General features: G+C 40.3%; 10 protein-coding genes and 1 tRNA gene. All 11 read right to left on the bottom strand.

Annotated features, from left to right (window positions below):
• The coding region (locus tag EO120_RS04550; RefSeq protein WP_127134299.1) for a collagen-flanked surface repeat-containing protein at positions 1-2,617 on the bottom strand (2,617 nt) is incomplete at its 3' end.
• A 492-nt stretch (positions 2,618-3,109) separates the two neighbouring features.
• Entirely contained in the window at positions 3,110-6,907 is a 3,798-nt protein-coding gene (gene addA / locus EO120_RS04545) for a helicase-exonuclease AddAB subunit AddA (RefSeq protein ID WP_127134298.1), read from the bottom strand.
• Positions 6,907-10,380 carry a PD-(D/E)XK nuclease family protein gene (locus EO120_RS04540; protein ID WP_127134297.1) on the bottom strand — a complete coding sequence of 1,158 codons (3,474 nt, stop codon included), beginning with the start codon at positions 10,378-10,380 and terminating at the stop codon, positions 6,907-6,909. Before EO120_RS04540 ends, addA begins: the two co-directional genes overlap by 1 nt.
• Positions 10,381-10,411: 31 nt before the next feature.
• Complete coding sequence (locus EO120_RS04535; RefSeq protein WP_127134296.1) at positions 10,412-10,960, bottom strand: SGNH/GDSL hydrolase family protein; 549 nt, start codon at positions 10,958-10,960, stop codon at positions 10,412-10,414.
• Positions 10,961-11,264: 304 nt separating this feature from the next.
• The gene (locus tag EO120_RS04530; protein ID WP_127134295.1) at positions 11,265-12,491 is read right to left on the bottom strand and encodes an MFS transporter; all 1,227 of its coding nucleotides are present in this window, start codon (positions 12,489-12,491) and stop codon (positions 11,265-11,267) included.
• Between the two features lie 307 nt (positions 12,492-12,798).
• Positions 12,799-12,887: transfer RNA gene (locus EO120_RS04525), tRNA-Ser, on the bottom strand.
• A 52-nt stretch (positions 12,888-12,939) separates the two neighbouring features.
• Positions 12,940-13,713, bottom strand: a complete 774-nt coding sequence (locus tag EO120_RS04520; protein ID WP_127134294.1) for an ABC transporter ATP-binding protein — start codon at positions 13,711-13,713, stop codon at positions 12,940-12,942.
• Positions 13,714-13,724: 11 nt separating this feature from the next.
• Positions 13,725-14,477 carry an ABC transporter permease gene (locus EO120_RS04515; RefSeq protein WP_127134293.1) on the bottom strand — a complete coding sequence of 251 codons (753 nt, stop codon included), beginning with the start codon at positions 14,475-14,477 and terminating at the stop codon, positions 13,725-13,727.
• 9 nt (positions 14,478-14,486) lie between these two features.
• A complete protein-coding gene (locus EO120_RS04510) occupies positions 14,487-15,437 on the bottom strand; it encodes an ABC transporter substrate-binding protein (protein WP_127134292.1) in 951 nt (316 codons plus the stop codon).
• 532 nt (positions 15,438-15,969) lie between these two features.
• Positions 15,970-16,683, bottom strand: a complete 714-nt coding sequence (locus tag EO120_RS04505) for a response regulator transcription factor (protein WP_127134291.1) — start codon at positions 16,681-16,683, stop codon at positions 15,970-15,972.
• A gap of 87 nt (positions 16,684-16,770) precedes the next feature.
• On the bottom strand, positions 16,771-18,318 hold the full coding sequence (locus EO120_RS04500) for a sensor histidine kinase (RefSeq protein WP_127134290.1): 1,548 nt from the start codon (positions 18,316-18,318) through the stop codon (positions 16,771-16,773).
• Positions 18,319-18,500: the final 182 nt, after the last annotated feature.

Genomic DNA, 18,500 nt, shown 5'->3' with positions numbered 1-18,500 from the left:
CGCCTTTAGCTCCTTCTTTTACGGTTGTGCTTGTTTGATTACCATTGCCATCTGTAATCGTAATGGTATGAGTTCCATTTCCATTATCTTTTACATCCGCCGTAGCATTTTTACCATCTACGCCGTCTTTACCTGCTGCTCCAGTGTCACCTTTTTCACCTTGGATACCTTGTGCGCCAGTATCGCCTTTTTCACCTTGAATACCTTGTGCACCAGTATCGCCTTTGGCTCCTGTGTCACCTTTTTCGCCTTTGGCTCCATCTTTTACAGTTGTTGTGCTTGTTGCACCATTACCATCGGTAATCGTAATGGTATGAGTTCCATCCGGATTATCAGTCACACTAGCGGTGGCATTTTTACCATCTTTGCCATCTTTACCTGCTGCTCCAGTGTCACCTTTGGCACCTTGGATACCTTGCGCACCTGTATCGCCTTTAGCACCGTCAACACCATTTTTTACGATTTGGGTGCTTTTAGTATTGCCATCACTATCGATAACTTCATAGGTAAAGGATCCATCACCATTGTTTGTAACTTTAATGGTATCGCCATTTTTACCATCTTTACCATCTTGTCCATTGGTTGGAGCCGTAGTAGAAATGGTGAAATTTTTACCATCTTGATCGATTTTAATATTATCTCCAGCAATAAAGGTCACTGTGTCGCCAGCTTTCACAGGTGCCACTGAACGGCCAGTATTAGTACCGCCTGCAGCACTAGACGTTACGTTCCAATGCATGCTATTTAAAACAGTTGTCAAATCACTAGCATTAACAAAAGAATTCGCATTACTGCTACTAGGAGCATTAACAGAGCCACTACCGCCTACACTAAGAGATGTATTAGCTACATTATAGGAAATATTACCGTTAGCAGGATCTACGGAAACAGTTGTATTGGTACCGTTAACAAAGTTTACTTTTCCATCTGTATTAGTAGCAGCTGTACCATTAACATTGACATAGTTGTATAATTGGTTTCCCGTTATAGCTTGGTCAGACCCATTTGTAATAGAACCACCTTTAATGTTACCGATAACTTGTTTATTACCATTTTGGTCAATTGCATTAATAGTCGTATTTCCAGTATAAGGCTGTGCATTTGTTTTTAAGCTACCATCAGCATTTAATTGGTCACTCTTATATAACTTACCGTCAACAAGCACCAATTTATCGCCATTTTCTGTCACATATTCAAATGGGGACGCAGAATTTACTGTATATGTATAGGAACCATCACCATTTTGAACTTTTACTACAGTAGTATTTTTACCAGATTGTACATCAGTAACTAGTTTAGATTTTGTAGAATCACTCAAATCATATACTATATTACCAGCGCCATCAGTACTTACATTCAATTTATCAGTGGCATTGAAGCTTAAGCTATCTGGATTCCCAAGAGTCCATGTATCCACGTTTCCAGATGTATTAGCAGCTCTTCCTGCATTATTGCTAACTTTGTACACATACTGTGTCGATTTATCTGCTTTATTATCATTTAAAGCCTTAGCGGTATAGTATAGTTGGGAGCCATTAATAGCATCTGTGGAAGTAGCAGAAATAGCACCTGCTGCTACATTTTGAATTTGACGTTCTGCACCTTTAGAACCAACAGACACTACACCTCTAGACGCACCAGAACTCAAATCATTAGTGCTCGCCGCAAAATCATCCGCACTATAGGTCAACGCTGTAGCCCCGCTACCGATAGTAACTGTACCAGATACACTGCTAGCAGTACTAGTTGTAGCATTAGCGCCTAATGCTACCGAATTAGTTACACTCACATTCGCTCCATATCCTAGTGCAGTACTATTCGCAACAGTTGCCTTGGTCTTAGAACCAAGAGCTGTTGCATTTTCACCTGATGCAGTAGCAGCATCTGCCATTTGACCAGCCCCTACAGCAGTAGAATTGTTACCAGTAGCCTTGGCATAACCACCTACAGCGGTAGCATAATTGACATTAGTAGAATCCTTCACACCAGCAACCGCATTATCACCTAACGCACTAGACCTTGCGCCATAAGCCTTAGCACTCTCACCATAAGCTGCCGATCCTTCCCCTGTAGCAACAGAATCAACCCCCACAGCAGTGGAATAATTCATTGCCTGAGAATTAGTACCAACAGCTACGGAGCTATTTCCAGATTTTGCATAGGTACCAACTGCAGTCCCCTTATTTGTACTAATCGCCGAATCATAGCCAATTGCCACACCAGTACCATTTGGGCTAGTATTATAGCGCGGAGTTGAGTCATTAGGGTCTTCTGTAATAATAAAATAGTTACGAATTATTTGAGTCTTACCAGTCGAAGGATCAATGCCAGGTACATACATAACATCCACTGCTTGATTTGTTTCATTCGCCGCTTCTACAGGCAATACACCGAGCATCCCAGACGCCAACACAGTCACAAATGCAGCTACCGAGATTCCTTTTGGTATGCCCCCTTTTGCTTGCAATAGAGCCTTAAAGGATTCTTTCATCGACTCAATAGGGTTCATCATGTGTACAGAACGAACATTACTCTTCGTTCGATTATGCACCTTTTCCGATACGACAACATAACATTGGCGCAAGGAAGACCAAATAACCTTATACGCTTTGTTCATACTTTCTGTTAACCTCCTTAAATTATTGATTTATTGTATATGACTCCCTAAAGTCATCATTAACAGGACTTACAAAGGTGTACCTATATTTTTACCACTATATTTCTAAAATTTTGGCAAAAATAAAAGTGTATATACCAAAACGGGTATATACACTTATACCCCCCGCTTATAATTACAATAAGACTTATAAGAAGGGGGAATAAACCAACATATTCAATTACATTAATCAAATCAAACCAAACCAACTACTTGTTGAATATCCCTGTTTCTTAATATTCTAAACAGAAACATTCTATTCATTTTAAATTCATCAATATTATATTATAAAAGATACTTTTTGGGTAGTCTTTTTTCATATTTTTTTTATAAATCTTAATTAAAAAAGTAACTCCCACCTTTGAACTGCACCTCCAAAAATTGTGTCCCATTTTTGGGGTGCAGTTCACTTTCAGCAGAAGTTACTTTTATAATCAAATATTACGGCTCACTCTATACGAGTATCGCCTCATGCAGTCTAAAACTATAAATATAGGTAGCTTTCACAGTCATGCCCGTCAATGTTTCTAGGGCCTCTTTATAAAGGTCCATTTGTATTTTATACCGTCCAATGAGTTCATCACTTGTTTTGACTCGGTCTGTTTTATAGTCTACTAATACCCACTGTCCATCTTCTTCAAAAGCGGTATCGATAATCCCTTGCAGGAATAGTTGTTCCCCTTCTTCCACATCGGGATACACACGTTTCGCATCAAAGAGCATACTAAAAGGCATTTCTCGTTCTACTCGTTTTGATGCAATAAGCCGTTTCCCCAAATCGGAGAGGAAAAATGTTAGCAAACTACGGTCACTCAACATATTCCGTTCTTCACTGCTAAATTTGCCACTCTGTGCCAAGGAATCTAGCATATCCGCCATAGATGTTTCCGTATAAGACTGTACAGGTAGCCATTGCATAGCCTCATGCATCAATGTCCCCCATTGAGCACCTGTGAGCACATCATCCTCTTGAGCTAAAGATTTCGGCTTTCTGCCAAATACAGAATTTTGTAACTGCTCCTCGTTAACAAGTTCTAACAACATCTTCGATTCATTAGCCTGTATATCATCTAAAGCAGCAAATCGTCGTTTCAACTCACTGACAGAAATCTTAGCATTCGTCTTAGAGGCTACACCGTTAGGGTAGACAAAATCGAATCGCTTTACAATATGCTCTGGTAACACCACATCATTAACTGCACCAAGGTTACGCACTACATTGATAGTACTTTCATCAATATCAGCCTTGTAATCAAGATGTCCATAAAGGTTACCATCGTGAATTTCCACCTTAATACGACAGTTTCGGTCCAACAAATCAAAAGTAGTATCCCCTTCAAATTCGATACTATTCCTCAACGGAGCCCCTCCTTCGAGGTGACGTGCAAAAGCGGTAATCACCCAATCAAGATAGGAGTTGCCCGATGTAATTAAATCAGTTTCCAACGCCTGTGTTTTTGTCACTGCTGCCTGTTTCACACGCTTGCCTATAGGTGTCAATGCATTCGTATCAGTTATAAATCCCTTAATATAACCAGTCATGAATAATTTATCACGAGCCCTTGTAAGAGCTACATATAGGATACGTTGTTCCTCGGCTTTCAAAGCATCTAATTTCACAGATTTACAATATAGCCAAGGCATAGATGGATAGGATACGCGTAAATCTGGATAATATCCTTTAAGCCCAATACCAGCATGTTTATCGATGAGCAATGGTGAGCGAAAATCCATCATATTAAATGATTTCTGCATACCTGTAAGGAACACCACAGGGAATTCAAGCCCCTTCGATTTGTGAATCGTCATGATGCGTACCACATCGTCCGCTTCTGTCACTACATTAGCAACCGCCATGTCCTGATTACTGTCCCGTAAGCTTTCAACAAAGCGTAAAAATCTAAAAAGACCACGGAACCCAGATCTTTCAAATCCTTTTGCACGGTCGTATAAAGCAAGCACATTGGCACGTCTCACCAATCCATTAGGCATAGCGCCCACATAATTTACATAATCCAAGGTTTCGTAAATATCCCACAGTAAATCGCTAATGCCACGACGGCGAGACAAGGTGCGCCACCGTTCCATATGGGCTACAAATTGTGCTATATCCTCACGACCTGTAGTAGCAGCATAATCGGGCAGCAACTGCCACAAGAATCCATCGCCACACAAACGTAAAGCCCCTAGTTCATTAGCATCTAACCCAACAAGGCCAGAGTGCAGTACTGCAGCCATCGGTAAATCTTGGCAGGGATTATCAATAATCTGTAACAGCGCTAAGAGCAATTGAATTTCTTGAGTTTCAAAATACCCATCTCGCTCATTTACCACCGCTGGAATACCAGCTTCACGCATAGCTGCTACGGCACGAGTCCCCCAAGTGGCCACAGAACGGCGCAGAATAGCAAAATCCCTCCATTGAATCGGTCGGAATGTACCATCTGAATTCTGCACTTGCACTTTAGCAGCGTGCATTTCCTTGATCTTCTGGATGATAAAATCTAATTCCCGCTCATTGCTTTCTGGAGAATCACCACCGGTATCACTAGAACTATCCCCATAAGAATGTCCGCTATGAGCACCATTTGAATACGCTTCAGTACTGTTATCTTGGTCTCCTGTATCACTCAAATCAAGCAAGTGTAATTCTACAGGCCCACCGACCCAATCAGGAGGTGCATCCTCAACCACGCGACCTGGTATGAGCGATTCTCGTTCCGTATAATCTAGTTCTGCCGCATCAGCAGTCATAATCTGATAAAATATAAAGTTTGTTACAGCCAAAATATTTTCATGGGATCTAAAATTTTTCGCCAAATCGATGCGCCGTTCAACAGCATCAACGCCACCATAGGTGTTGTATTTATTCATGAATAGCGAACTGTCTGCCATGCGGAAACTATAAATCGCCTGCTTCACATCGCCAACGTAGAACCGATTATCCACTTTGGATATAAGATTGATAATCGTCTCCTGTACACCATTCGTATCTTGGTATTCATCGACCATGATTTCTTTGAAAGTATCCTGCAATTCCTTTGCTACATCAGATGGTTTAGGATTTTCTTCCGTCCCCGGTTCTATGAGGAGCGCCAAACACAAATGTTCCAAATCGCTAAAATCCATAATGCCTTGTTCTTTTTTAGCTACATCATAGGCGCTATGGAACGCAATGGTAAGATTCACCAAATTCTGAATAATAGGATATTGGTCAACAAACTGTTGCTGTAACACCCTTTCTTCTATATGAAACAAACCAGTTTGCATTCCTTTTAGAATATCCTTATTTTGAGAACCTAAGGATTTAAATTCTTCTACTAAACCTATATCTACGGTGCCATTGGCAATCAATGTTTTTAAACTGGTGAAAGTTCCCTTAGTAAATGTATCTAACTGTTTGCACGTATCTACCATATCGCCCCATGTACAGGCATTGCTTAGCAGTTCTAAAGCGGCTATTTGGTTATCATAAATAGACGACCACTTATGAGGCCCTACAGGACTAGCCAAGATGGCTTCCATGCGCTGCAATCGTTCTTTTAACTGGCCGATTTGCTTCTGCTGTTCCGCCCAAGCCGCCTGTCCCCACAAGGTATCGATGAGGGATTGTGACTGTGCCTCCTCATAAGGCTGTACTGCATGTGTAAGCCATCCATCAGGATTTGGTAAGGACATGGCATATTCATAAAGACTGAGCACCTTATGTTGCAATCCTGCATCGGATTTATCATCGCTAAAGAAATCGGACAAATCAAAGATATGATATGTATTGTCTTCGTATGCCTGTCGTAATAAAGTATCTAACACCTCTTGTTTTAACAAGGTCATTTCCGCTTCATTGCCGATGCGCGCCGTAGGATTAATATCTAATTTATAAAAATAAGAGCGTATCACCCATTGGCAAAAGGAGTGAAGTGTAGAAATATGCGCCGATGGCAAGAGATTGAGTTGATGTTCCAACCGTTGTTGCAATACCGGATCATCTGTAGATTCCATCGCCTTTGCTAATGCAACGCCAATACGGGCACTCATTTCTGCAGCCGCCGCTTTTGTAAATGTGACGACCATCAGTTCCTGTACAGATAATGGATTATCCATATCTTGTAACCGCGTAATAATTCGTTCTACGAGAACTGCGGTCTTACCAGACCCCGCCGCTGCCGCTACTAATAAGGTTTGTGCTGGCAATGTGCTATCCTTCGGAGCCATAATGGCAGATGCCTGCTCTGGTGTCCATGATACAGCCATTATACTTCACCTCCTGTAGTATCTTCAGCATTACCATTCAACTCGTCCTTCATGCGCTGTAGAGCCTCATCTTCACTGAGTTTTGTTAAGTAGTGATAGCGATTCCGTTGGTTATCAAAACGACACACCGATTTGTAATCGCAATAGGAGCAAGGTATGGCCTTATTCAATTGGTACGGAGCAATGGGAAATTCTCCTTTGCTAATAGATGTGCCAATATTTGCCATCACCGTTTCTGTATAGCGACACATAACATCGAATTCACCAGCTGTTTTAACATATCGTACATCACTTTTATTAATCCCACTTTTACCTACTCGCACAGGTACATAAGGTCCTTTACTAGAGCCATAGGTATAAATCTTATTATCGATGTTTTCCAACATCTCCACATCATCTGTAACATAGCCCTTATTGCTTAATGTATTATTTCTACGCGCTTCTACTTCTGCTTCTTCATAGGAAATTGGTGTATCTACTGGTGTGAGTGGATTTTTAACATATGTATATAATACCGCCGCTGGATACATGGTTTTACCATGGGTCTTAGCATATGATGACTCTAATGCCAGCAAATAGGTCATAAACTGTAATTTAAGGCCATAGTAAATATCCTGGGCCTTCACCGATGTGTTACCTGATTTATAGTCGATAACCATGCCCTGCGTATGACCATCTGCATTATATTCATCAATGCGATCGATTTGTCCTACAAGACGCAAATAATAATTGTCACCAATAGGTACCTTAATAGCATCCCATCCATTAGGACGACCAAAATCTTGTTCTACATATTTCGTGTCAAATGCGCTTTGATTAGACCATTCCACTAGGCGGGACACCGTTTTTCTGAAAGTACGCACAATGCGCTCTTCAATGGCCTGTTGATACGCCGTTGTTTCATCTTCATCGTAGCGATGTTCCTTGAGAATATCCGCCCCGATTTTAGCACATAATTCTTTCTGTGCCGTTTCGTCTAAATCGCGCCATTGTTTATTCTCTGCTAATAAGTAAGCCCCTAGTCTTTCTAAATTGGCATGTAAAAAAGTGCCAATTTCTGGTGCTCCAAAGGACCTGATTTTTCGTTTTTCCAATTTCAGCCCATATTGAGCATAAAATTTAAATGGACATTGTTGATATTTTTCAAGTCGTGTAACGGATCCAGACATGTAGCCCTTTGGTAAAAACAATCCTTTTACGAGATCCTTTGTGAGTACAGGTACATGATTATTATCGCGAATACCGCGACTCACCTCCGCTAAACGAGGGCGATATATAGGGCTTTCACGGGCCCAGTTATAAAGCCCCCACCACACAGGTTCCACATGGACGCCGCTAAAAAGGGCACCCCAACGTTCGGACAACAAGGATAGGCTCTGATTTGGGCGCCACACATAATCCCCCTCTGTGCCAGATTGAATTGTAAGTGGCACCTCTATTGGTTTACCACAAAAGCCAAGGGATTGTAATCGTTTCACAATGAGTGACGATTCAAGTCCTTCTCCATCTTCATTAGCCCCTGCATAGGACAATATCAATTGCTCACTAGCACGAGTCATAGCGAGGTAGAGAAGAAAATTTTCATTAAACGCCTTAGGCAACGCGCCTTCTGCTAAAGTGATACCTGCCTGTGCCAACAATTCACGATCCTTATCCTTAATCAGCCCTTCATCCCCCATGTTTTGAGGGAATACACCTTGATTGAGGCCCATCACATACACGCGTGGCCACGACTGACTATAAGCCCGTTCAATGGTAGTGATTGCCACATGGTCAAGAGATGGAGGAATCATGGAATAATTTACATCTTCTAATGCCTCATCCAAGAGAGCCATCACCTCATCTAAGGACAACAGCTCTTCATCAGTGAGTATCATCATTTCGTCCAAGAATCCGATGATGGCATTATACATTTGCTCATGGCTAGCCTTTGATTCTAAATCGCCATGTTCCTCCGCCTCTTTTGTCCATTCATAGAGTCGTTGAGGCACTTGTAATTCTTCTAATACACCGTAAATACGCTCACACCACTGGCGTCCTGTATGGAGGTTTTGATTGGCAGCAAAATCAAACCAAGGCTCTAAAATATCCATGATAACTCGACGGGATTCGTTCACTCGCTCACGACGCGCTGCATCTGGCTGCGCTTCATCGTCCACATGGGACACTCGATTCATATAAGTCCAGCGCTCTACCGCCCATCTATAATGATCAATGCCAAATTCCAATACATAATTTTCTAATTCATCCACCATATCTCGTGAAAGCGGTGTTAAATCGGTTTTCAACAATCGGAACATATTATCTCGATTGTAATTATGTTTTACAACACCTAATAAATCGATTAACAATTCCCCTAGGGGATGGTTTTTCATAGGTCGTTGACGGTCCATAAAATGAGGAATACCATAACGAGTAAATACTTTTTCTAAAATATCTCCATAGATTTCTGATTCGCGCAACATTACGCATACATCGCGGTACCGTGCGTTCGGATTGCTTTCAATATAGGCGAGAATATCTCGAGCCACCCAATCTGCCTCACGTTCGCGATTATACGCAGAAATAATGGGCACTGTCGTTTTCACTACATTATGCCTGTTATGAAAGAAATGTTGTTCCAATGACTGCAATACATCGGTTCCACGATGACCCTCACAAGCTTGAAAGGATAATTTTTCTCCATATATAGCATATAGATTATCTAAGATTTCAATGGAACGGGCAAAAAGAGTATGACTATGTTTCTTTTGTAACAAGCGTTTTGGATCATCTGGCAAATCTACGGTGATGACTGATTCTTTCGCTAAATCAAACATCATATACAGCAATTCAAAATGAACTGGCGTAAACCAATGAAATCCATCTACGAAAACATGGCTGTTTTTCATTAATGGCGATTGTGGTAGAGATTCTACTAACGCCATGATTGGGTCATCATCGATTTGACTGTGTTTTTCTAATTCCTCATCATAGGCAGTCATACAGATTGCTAATTCACGTAATTTTTTACGCAACACTTCGTTAGAAACCTTTTGAGCACCAGATTCTAAGTCCTGCGGTCCAATACGGAATGATTTAAATTCAGAAAATAGATTTTGTAGAACCGAGGAAAACTCTGGTCGTTTTGCCGCTTGCGACAATAAACCTAATTCATTGACTTTCCGTTTCATAACAAGGCGCAATAACATAGACCGACCCAATTTAGAAATACTACACTCATGCATATCAGCATTGCCAATAGATTGATAGACTTGGTACGCCAATCGTCCAAATCCAACGACGCGCACAGTAGTAAATCCTTTATGGGGCATACATTCCGCCAACTCCCGCTCCACACGATACGTAGCTGGTTCTGGTACTAATAAAATAATCGGTTCCCCTGGGCATTCCGATATAACTTGTTTAATCCGCTCATATACGGCCCTCGTCTTGCCAGAACCGGCGCGACCGTAATACATGGTAATACTCATATGGCCTCCCATTCTCTATTGAAAACACAGCTTATAATCGAGTAAATATTTCCAATGCTTTATAAGCCATCAACCGATATCCTCGTTCATTGGGATGCACTTCACCAGCAAAGACGATTTGACCAATATCATCTGCATCATGCAAAACAGAGTAAAAATCAATCACCGAATACTCCTCTGCCATTCCATAGTGACGGAGTTTTTCATTAACCTCTACTAATACTGTATTGAGTCCATCCATATCACCGTCAATTTGCGGTTCTAACCCAATAATGACATGACCTTTTTCAGCAGCTATAGTGCAAGCTTTCACTAGTTTCTCATATACATATTGACTATGTCGACCTTGCAAAATATCATTGGTACCACACATGATACAAATATAACGTGTATCATCATATTTTTTGTCACTGCCCCAGTATTCAAGATTATTAATTAAACCTTGTACAGATAAACCATCGACACCATGATTTTCAAATCGAACTTGTTCCATACTAGCATCGCATAATTCTACCCACCCTAATCCAAAACGAACATCATATCCACGGGTTATACTATCGCCAAAACAGATAATTTCCATAATAAACTCCTCTATGTATAAATGAACTTACTCATCTATGTATAAATTGTTCTATTCATCTATGTGGAAACAGTTTTACTCATCTATGTAAAACTGTTCTACTCATCGTTTTTCTATTAGTATAGCATGACAACAGCTATTATGAAGTCTCAAAATTACATGAATGGTGTGACAACCTTTCGTCATACCTACTATCTATGCAATAAAAAAAGTATGCCCCTAATGTGCGCTCCTTAATGTTAGCTGTTTTGATGTCTAACATTAGAAAGCAACACAATGCGGTGCATACTCTTATGCTTTCACATTATTTACCTAAACGAACAAAGAATAACGCAATGGCTCCTAAAATTGGTGCAATAGCGATAGACATTAACGCATATTGATAGTTTCCTGTCCAAGTCAACACATTGCTAAGAAGCATCGGTGCCAACATAACGCCAATTTGGTTGAATAAATTAACAAACCCAGCCGTAGTACCGCGCAAATGAGGCGCTGCTGATTGTATGACAAGAGCATTCGTAAGAGCACTGTGCATGAAAGCACCTATGCCAAGGATAGGCCCTGTAACAAAAAGCATATTTGGATTTGATGTATTAGCAAAAATCAATAATGCCGGTGCGAAGAGAAACATAACAAACGCAGTTAAATGATTTTTCTTAATTGGTAATAAATCTGAAAGTATACCAATTGTTGGCTTTGCAATTAATGCTGCCGTACCGAAAGCAGTCATAACTTGACCTGCATAAATAGCCGTTACCCCTAATTGTTTTACCATATATAAATTGGCCCATTGTGTAACGCCCCATGTAGTACCAGTAGCAAAGAACCCAGCAATAGCGAGGAATTTTACATTGCGATTTTGCAAAATATGGAGCAAGTTCTCTTTTAATGATGTTGCCTCTCCTATATGACTATCTGCAGGCGCCGCCTCTGCTTCTCGTTGTGCCAAAATATGAGCACTTGGTTTACGTACATTCCAATAACATAGTGCTAATACGACTAATGGCAAAGCAGCAGTTACAAGGAATGCCATTTGCCAACCATAATAGGTAGCCACAAATGGTGCGTAAAGATTAACTGTAGTAATACCAAAAGACGTACAACTCATGAAAATACCAACTGCTGCACCACGTTGATTAGGGCCAAAATGATCCCCTAAGGCGCTGAGGCAAGATGCCTGTACAGGTCCCGATACAACACCGAGAAGGAGTCGAAGCCACCAACCATACGCATAGCTATCAATAGTACTCATAAGAGCCGTTACAACAGCCATACTCAGCAAACTAAACAGAATTGTTTTTCTATAGCCAATACGATCAGCCAAAATCCCCCCTGGCAATACGGCGATAGCATATCCCACGTAAAAGGCAGACAAATAGGATGTACCCATTTGTGGCGTAAACTGTAATGCTTCATTAACGATAGGCATTACCGATGACCAAGATAAACGTACTACAAAACTAATCAAAAACGTGAGCCACACACTGAGCAAAATTAAAATCTGCGTGCGCGAAAAATTCAGGCGGTTCATAGAATCTCCTTTTCTTAACTTCTATACATAAGATGTATATCATATTATACACAATTACTTTTTATTATATATTCTATAGAATAAAGATGCAAATATATCAATTCAAAAAACAGCCCCATAATGGATTTAATCCAGTCCATTATGGGGCTATATTTTTTTGTATAGAAAAGGGGCAATTTAGGGGCAAATTTTCCAAATGTCCTAAAATACTATCCAACATTTCTATTTTCTACACAAGTCTTTATTTTCTCTTGTATTTCAACACTTATAAACACTATCAAACATCTATAAGAATCATTAGTAATCTTGGCGGAGAGGGTGGGATTCGAACCCACGGCCCCTTGCGGAGTCACTGGTTTTCAAGACCAGCTCCTTAAACCACTCGGACACCTCTCCATAATGGTATATTATAGCAGATGTCCTCAAGATATAGCAAGCCTAATAATAACTAAATATAGAATTCGATTTTGTCTTCTTTTGCCATTTGGAATTGTTCAAAAATATGGTTCCGAATATTAACAAAGGTCGCCGATGTACGATCTGTACGATCGATGATATTAACAGGAATGATAGTTTGCACGCGACCAGGGTTTGCAGCGAGGACTACAACGCGGTCTGCAAGAACCACGGCTTCTTCAATATCATGAGTGACGAAGACTACTGTCTTCCCTTCTTCACGACAGATGCGAGAAATTTCATCTTGCAAATTAATGCGTGTCAACGCATCGAGAGCACCTAATGGTTCATCCATAAAGATAATATCAGGATCAACTGCTAATGCACGAGCAATGGACACCCGTTGTTGCATGCCGCCTGACAATTCCGCAGGATATCGTGTACGGGCATGGTCAAGACCTACCATGTTTACGTATTTATCTACAATGGCAGGACGTTCAGCTTTTGGCACTCCTTTACTTTCAAGGCCTAACTCAATATTGCTTTCCACCGTACGCCACGGCAAAAGACCGTAGTTTTGGAATACCGTTACATACCGAAGTTGCGGTGCTTTCACCTCTTCCCCGTCAATGGTAATAGAGCCAGATGTAACAAGGTCAAAACCTGCCATTGCGTTCAAGAGGGTACTTTTACCAGAACCAGAAGGCCCCAAAAGACAGATAAATTCGCCCTTTTCAATATCTAAATTGATGTCCTCCAAAATAGTTAGAGGCTCACCATCTTTTAAAAACTCCTTATGTGCATTGCGCACTGAAATGTAGCTCATATGATGACCTCCTATTTTTCAATACCCCAACGTTTATAAATCCATTTTTCAATCATCGATACCCCCCAATCAAGGAAAAGACCGACGAAACCAATGGTCAAGATGGCAACCATGAGTAAGTCATTGCGCAAATTGTTTCTCATATCGATAATGAGGAATCCAAGCCCTGTTTGGGAACCAACCATTTCTCCTGTAACGAGGAATATCCACGCCGTACCAAGGGCGATATGCAAACCGGAAGCAATGCTAGGAAATACCGCTGGTAATACAATTTTAAATAAAAGCGCTGGTTGTTTAATGCCAAAATTGCGTGCCACCTTAATATATACAGGATCGATATTTTGAATGGCCGATACAGTGGACAATAATACAGGGAAAAACGCAGCAATAAAGATGATCACAATCGCTGGTGCTTGTCCGATGCCGAAGAACAATACAATGAACGGCAACCACGCAACAGGAGAAATAGGCCTAATAACTTGCACAATAGGGTTAATATAGTTCCAAATTTCCTTGTACCACCCAAGAACAAGACCTAGTAATACACCACTGACAACAGAAATGGTGTAGCCAATAAAGAAACGTACCAAACTATCTACGATATCCTTAATGAGAACACCATCATTGATGAGCTCTCCAAAACCGAGTAACACTCTATATGGCGTCGGGAACAAGGCTTCGTTAAAACCGCCGAGGCGGACAATTAATTCCCAAATAATCCACGCTACGATAAATGAGCCTGGTATATATGTGTATTTTTTCATACTCTCCTCCTATGGCAACAGCGATGTATCCACAAAATCCGTATAGGCTGGGACAGTCTTAATCAAATCGATATGTTTCATATGATGTACAAGATCTTGATACCTTTCTTCAGTGAGGGCCAAATCTTTATAGCTAATCACTTGCAATGACCGCTCGATAACAGGGTCTTTGAACTTCATATACTTCTTGGAAATCGCTTTTTGTGCTTCTGGATGCCCGTCTAGGTATGCACCTGCATCGAGGTAGGCTTTCGTGAAAGCTTTCGCCAATTCATGGTGTGTATCTACAAACTCACCATTAAATACGAGGGCACAGCAGATATTATCATGCCATAATGCATTAGGATCCTCAAATACTTTCCCTCTATTCAAGGCAAGCGCCAAGGAGCCAAATGGTTCTGCCACCGTATATCCTGCAATTTGTCCTACTGCAAGAGCTGCCGGCATTTCAGGCGGGCTCATTTCTACAACTCGTACATCATTTTCTGTGAGGCCTGCTTTTTCTAGCATTAAATCAACAAGAATCTTATGAGTTGATTGTTTATGAGGAATGGCAAAGGATTTGCCTTTTAAATCTTGGACGCTATTAATATCATTACCAACAATGATGATATTCCCTTCTGTATGACCAAGGGCAGCAGCGCGTACGTCAATACCTTGTTCACGAGCCTTAACGCCTAATTCTACAAGAACTGCAGCAGCGTCAACTTTACCAGTGTTCAAAGCATCCATCAATTCAGGCCAAGAACCGTATTTAACGAGCTCTACATGTACTGGCCCATCAGGAGTCTCCAATTCCTTTGTAGCAAATACAGGTAGTGCATGAGTAATCGGCAAATACGCAATCCGTACCGTTTTTTGCTCTACTGCTGTCGGTTCCTTCTGCTCATGATAGGCATAGGCAATGCTCACTATAATGACAGCCAGAAGAGCAATGATGATAGTCCATCGTTTCTTCATAACATCCCTCTTTCTCATATAACTATACATATGTATATGCAACTATACGTTATCAGATTCTATACGCTAATACTGGTCATATGCGATGCCAATCATCATTGCGGTGAAATCATCACATTCGATGCAACTCAACATATAACAGATGCTAATCTATTTTCTGCATATACAACAACTTATAACCTACTATATCAATATGTTATATGTATGTCAATAAAACATATTCATTTTATAGGGATTATTAATAGGGAATGTTACAAATATTATGTATATTAGGAAATTACTAATTCTATCATCGCTAACAACAACACCTTTTTCTCCTATAAGCCCAATGACTCCTCAGAAATCACAAAAGGCGATTCTAGTATATAAACTAGAATCGCCTTTTTATAATTAGGAACTGCGCTGTGTACTATACTCTGTACGATGCACCATAGGACACTCCATAAATACTCTACATCATATAATATTCCATACAATAATCCATATAAGCCCCTATATGATACCTTATGCGATACTCTACGATATTAACCAATCAGTCTACCCACTTATGGAACCGGTACCCTACACCCCATACGGTTTCTACCAATTGTACATCCCTATTAGGTAGTTCAATTTTTTCTCGCAATCTTTTTATATGAACCATTATAGTTGAGGTTTCACCCATAGCATCAAGTCCCCAAACGCGTTCAAATATTTCTTCTTTTGTAAATACACGACCAGCGTTAGACGCTAATAATAGAAGAATATCGTATTCTCTTGGCGTCAACGCTATAACAACATCATCTATAGTAACAATACGGCTATCTTGATCAATTACCATCGGTCCAGCCGTAATAATAGTAGATTTCACCTTATCTTCTACAGGAGATGCGGCACGACTTACGCGTTCATAACGCTGAATATGAGCTTTCACACGAGCCACCATTTCTGCAGGATTAAAGGGTTTAATCATATAATCATCAGCACCAAGACCTAAGCCTCTAATCTTGTCGATATCCTCCCGTTTAGCAGTAACCATCATGATTGGTGTTTCCTTTTCTTTACGAATAGCACGGCACACCGCAAATCCATCTAGTCCAGGAAGCATCACATCTAAAAGAATAAGACTGAACTCTTCATCTAAAGCCTTATGTAATCCAGTTTGCCCATTATCGACCCACTGAATATCAAATCCTTCTATTTCTAAATAATCCCGTTCCAACTCAGCAATAGATGCATCATCTTCGATAATTAAAATTCGTTTCATTGTACTTCCTTTCCCTCTGAATTCTATAGCCTACCAACTACCCTTTTATATGCTATAAACCATACAGTAAAGATTTCCATATATAACTTATTTAATGATAGGCAATGTCATCGTCATACGTAGCCCCTTATGGCCTATCGCTGATTCAGCAATAATGGTACCACCAAAATCTTCTACAATCTGTTTCACAATAGCCAAACCAATACCGCTACCCATAGCAACATCATTGCGCGCCTTATCGGTGCGGTAGAAAATATCAAATATATGATTCAGCGACTCTGCCTCAACACCTGGTCCATCGTCTTCTACAATGACTTGTACCGCATCATTCACAATACGAGATTCTATACAAATATGCAAATTATCATGGTCTCTGTATTTCCAGCTATTATTAACAAGATTATCTAACACACGCATAAATTGATTCGTATCAATATAGACTAATACATCAGGTGATTCTAAAATAGACGTCAATTGTAGCTTTTGGTCCTTATAATCATCCCGTTTTTGTACAACGAATTCTTCTAACACTGCAGCTATAGGCACGGATTCCATACAGTACAGCACTTGACCCATTTCTAGTTTTGAAAAATCCGACAACATATTGACTAGGTTCTCTATCTTATTAGACATATCATAAATCCGTTGAGCATAACGTTGACGTTTCTCCTCTGTATTGGCAACCCCATCGATGAGAGCACTAGAAAAACCTTTCACAGATGTGAGTGGTGTTGAAATATCGTGACAAATACCAGCCATCATATCCCGACGACTAGCTTCATACTCTTGTCGTTGTTGCGCCTCCGCCTGCAACGAACGCTGCATAGTATTAAAAGCCTCTACAGTTTGACCTAATTCATCCATTTGTCGCACCGGTATTATGTTAAACTTTCCTTCCTCGCGCAAAGCTCTAGCTGCACCTTGTAAATCTTGAAGGGGTTGTAATATATAAGCACTAACGCGATTCGATACATATATACCAAAGCCAATGATAGCAATAATAACCACTGCAATAGCGGCACCAAACATACCTTCTACAAAGATTTTTTCTAACGATTCTTCGCCTAACGTTTTTGCCATAAAAGGCACTCGCCCAGAAGCAATAATAAAATCGCCATCATCGTAATTATTGATGAATTGCAACATATCCTCATCCCATAAGAGAAGATGAATATTATCTACATTGTAACCAATGTTCTTAGTTGTATCAATAGTGACCAATGGTTGTATGGCACCGTCAGAATCTACATGTTCATAATTAATATTGTAAATAATGTCCTGTACCGTAGCACCTGGTGTAATATATTTAATTTCACCATTGTTAACAACCATCAAATCCACACCTAATGCCTCTATGACACTACTAGCATCGCGAATATCCTCTACGTCTTGGTTAGTAGATTTGACTTGCATTTTATTGAGCCGCCCCAAACTCCATTGCACCATTTGCTCTTGCAAACCACTAGGAGCCAGCATCATCCAAAATCGATGTTCCACAGGGTTTGTATAGCGCAAAACACCCCATACCCCCATAACTAATATAGAAACAAATACAACTGGAAGTAATATCATAAGGAAATTACTAATTAATATTTTCCGCTGTACACCGAGACGATCAAACCAATTTATGTTCATATACAACTTTCCATTCCTAACCTCATATAAAATTTCATGCAAAATCGCTTATCAAATACTACATGTTTCACCTCACATCAAATGCTATCTGCAAAACATAATACTATGCTTCTTATATCGCTTATTATACTGACCTTTTCCACCTTTGACTATATAGATGACCTCTATAATAAGCATTCTTT

The organism is Veillonella caviae (genome assembly GCF_003992125.1).
GTDB classification, from domain to species: domain Bacteria; phylum Bacillota; class Negativicutes; order Veillonellales; family Veillonellaceae; genus Veillonella; species Veillonella caviae.
Note: the sequence above shows the minus strand (reverse complement) of the source record. Positions and strands in the feature narration are given on the sequence as shown.

Bases quoted from the DNA above. Each gene is read 5' to 3' on its own strand.
- EO120_RS04535 (WP_127134296.1), bottom strand. From the start codon at position 10,960: ATGGAAATTATCTGTTTTGGCGATAGTATAACCCGTGGATATGATGTT.
- EO120_RS04520 (WP_127134294.1), bottom strand. From the start codon at position 13,713: ATGAGCTACATTTCAGTGCGCAATGCACATAAGGAGTTTTTAAAAGAT.
- EO120_RS04515 (WP_127134293.1), bottom strand. From the start codon at position 14,477: ATGAAAAAATACACATATATACCAGGCTCATTTATCGTAGCGTGGATT.
- EO120_RS04505 (WP_127134291.1), bottom strand. From the start codon at position 16,683: ATGAAACGAATTTTAATTATCGAAGATGATGCATCTATTGCTGAGTTG.
- EO120_RS04530 (WP_127134295.1), bottom strand. From the start codon at position 12,491: ATGAACCGCCTGAATTTTTCGCGCACGCAGATTTTAATTTTGCTCAGT.
- EO120_RS04540 (WP_127134297.1), bottom strand. From the start codon at position 10,380: ATGAGTATTACCATGTATTACGGTCGCGCCGGTTCTGGCAAGACGAGG.
- EO120_RS04510 (WP_127134292.1), bottom strand. From the start codon at position 15,437: ATGAAGAAACGATGGACTATCATCATTGCTCTTCTGGCTGTCATTATA.
- EO120_RS04500 (WP_127134290.1), bottom strand. From the start codon at position 18,318: ATGAACATAAATTGGTTTGATCGTCTCGGTGTACAGCGGAAAATATTA.
- addA (WP_127134298.1), bottom strand. From the start codon at position 6,907: ATGGCTGTATCATGGACACCAGAGCAGGCATCTGCCATTATGGCTCCG.